Raw genomic sequence first — 1,959 nt, 5'->3', positions numbered from 1 at the left:
GTAAACGTCGTTACCCACAGCGACATCGAGCGTGCCCGAGCTAGCGCCAGCAGCGATGGTGATGGTCTTGCCGCTTTCCAGAGTCACGGTCACCGGACCGTTCTGCGCGGTGACGGGCTTGCCATCGGCACCGGTCAGGGTCGCGGTGTAGGTGATGGTGCCGTTTTCGTTCACGGTCGGCGTAGCGGTCAACGTCACGGTGGTGGTGTCGTTGACATCGCTGACCACGGTGCTGACCGGAGCGGTGTTAGGCGCGATAGCTTCGAGGTTGCCGCCAGTGGCGGTACTGATGCTTTCGGTGACGGTGGTCGGACCTTGGTAAACGTCGTTACCCACAGCGACATCGAGCGTGCCCGAGCTAGCGCCAGCAGCGATGGTGATGGTCTTGCCGCTTTCCAGCGTCACGGTCACCGGACCGTTCTGCGCGGTGACGGGCTTGCCATCGGCACCGGTCAGGGTCGCGGTGTAGGTGATGGTGCCGTTTTCATTCACGGTTGGCGTAGCAGTCAACGTCACGGTAGTAGGGTCTACCGAATCGGTAATCGTAGTGACCGCAGGCACAGTGCTCGGCACCAGACTCTCAAAGTTGCCACCCGTCGCACCGGTAATAGTGGTGCTTACGGTACTGCCGTTGTTGTAGACGTCGTTGGCGGGTGTATCCACGGCGACGGTGCCGGTGGTCGCACCGGCAGCGATGTTGATCACCGCGCCGTTGCTCAAGGTCACGGTCACCGGGGTCTGGGCCGGGTTGCTCAGCGTCGCCGTGTAGGTGATCTGGCCGCCTTCGGTGATGGTTTCGCTGGCGCTCAGCGTCAGGCCGGTTGTATCGGCCGAATCGGTGATCGTAGTAACGGCAGGCGTCGTGCTCGGCACCAGATTCTCGAAGTTACCGCCGGTTGTGCCGGTAATCGTGGTGCTGACCGTGCTGCCGTTGTTATAGACGTCATTAGCCGGTGTCTCGACGTTGACGGTCCCGGTCGTCTGACCGGCAGCGATGTTGATCACCGCGCCGTTGCTCAAGGTCACGGTCACCGGAGTCTGGGCCGGGTTGGTCAAGGTGGCGGTGTAGGTGATCTGGCCGCCTTCGGTGATGGTGTTGCTGGCGGTCAAGGTCAGGCCAGTGGTATCCGCCGAATCAGTAATCGTGGTGACCGCAGGCGCCGTGCTCGGCACCAGGTTCTCGAAGTTGCCACCGGTCGTACCGGTGATGGTGGTGCTGACGGTGCTGCCGTTGTTGTAGACGTCATTGGCAGGCGTATCAACGTTGACAGTGCCCGTGGTTTGGCCAGCAGCAATGGTGATGACCGAGCCATTGCTCAAGGTCACGGTTACCGGAGTCTGGGCCGGGTTGGTCAAGGTGGCGGTGTAGGTGATCTGGCCACCTTCGGTGATGGTGTTGCTGGCGGTCAAGGTCAGGCCAGTGGCATCCGCCGAATCAGTAATCGTGGTGACCGCAGGCGCCGTGCTCGGCACCAGGTTCTCGAAGTTACCGCCGGTTGCGCCGGTAATCGTGGTGCTGACGGTACTGCCGTTGTTGTAGACGTCATTGGCAGGCGTATCAACGGCGACAGTGCCAGTGGTTTGGCCAGCAGCAATGGTGATCACCGAGCCATTGCTCAAGGTCACGGTCACCGGCGTCTGGGCCGGGTTGGTCAGGGTGGCGGTGTAGGTAATCTGGCCGCCTTCGGTGATGGTATTGCTGGCCGTCAGCGTCAGGCCAGTGGTGTCGGCGGAGTCAGTGATGGTGGTGACCGCAGGCGCAGTGCTCGGGACCAGGTTCTCGAAGTTACCGCCGGTTGCGCCGGTAATCGTGGTGCTGACCGTGCTGCCGTTGTTGTAGACGTCATTGGCTGGCGTCTCGACGTTAACGCTGCCGGTCGTCTGGCCAGCAGCAATGGTGATCACCGAGCCATTGCTCAAGGTCACGGTCACCGGCGTCTGGGCCGGGTTAGTCAAGGT

General features: G+C 61.9%; 1 protein-coding gene. It reads right to left on the bottom strand.

Features of this window, described 5'->3' with window-relative positions; genetic code table 11:
- A partial coding sequence (locus HGO40_RS30360; RefSeq protein WP_353050743.1) for an immunoglobulin-like domain-containing protein occupies positions 1–1,959 on the bottom strand: 1,959 nt, incomplete at both ends.

The sequence above is a fragment of the Pseudomonas sp. CG7 genome (assembly GCF_023701885.1).
Lineage (GTDB): Bacteria > Pseudomonadota > Gammaproteobacteria > Pseudomonadales > Pseudomonadaceae > Aquipseudomonas > Aquipseudomonas zanjanensis.
The sequence above is the reverse complement of the archived record's forward strand: the minus strand, read 5'-3'. Positions and strand labels throughout refer to the sequence as shown.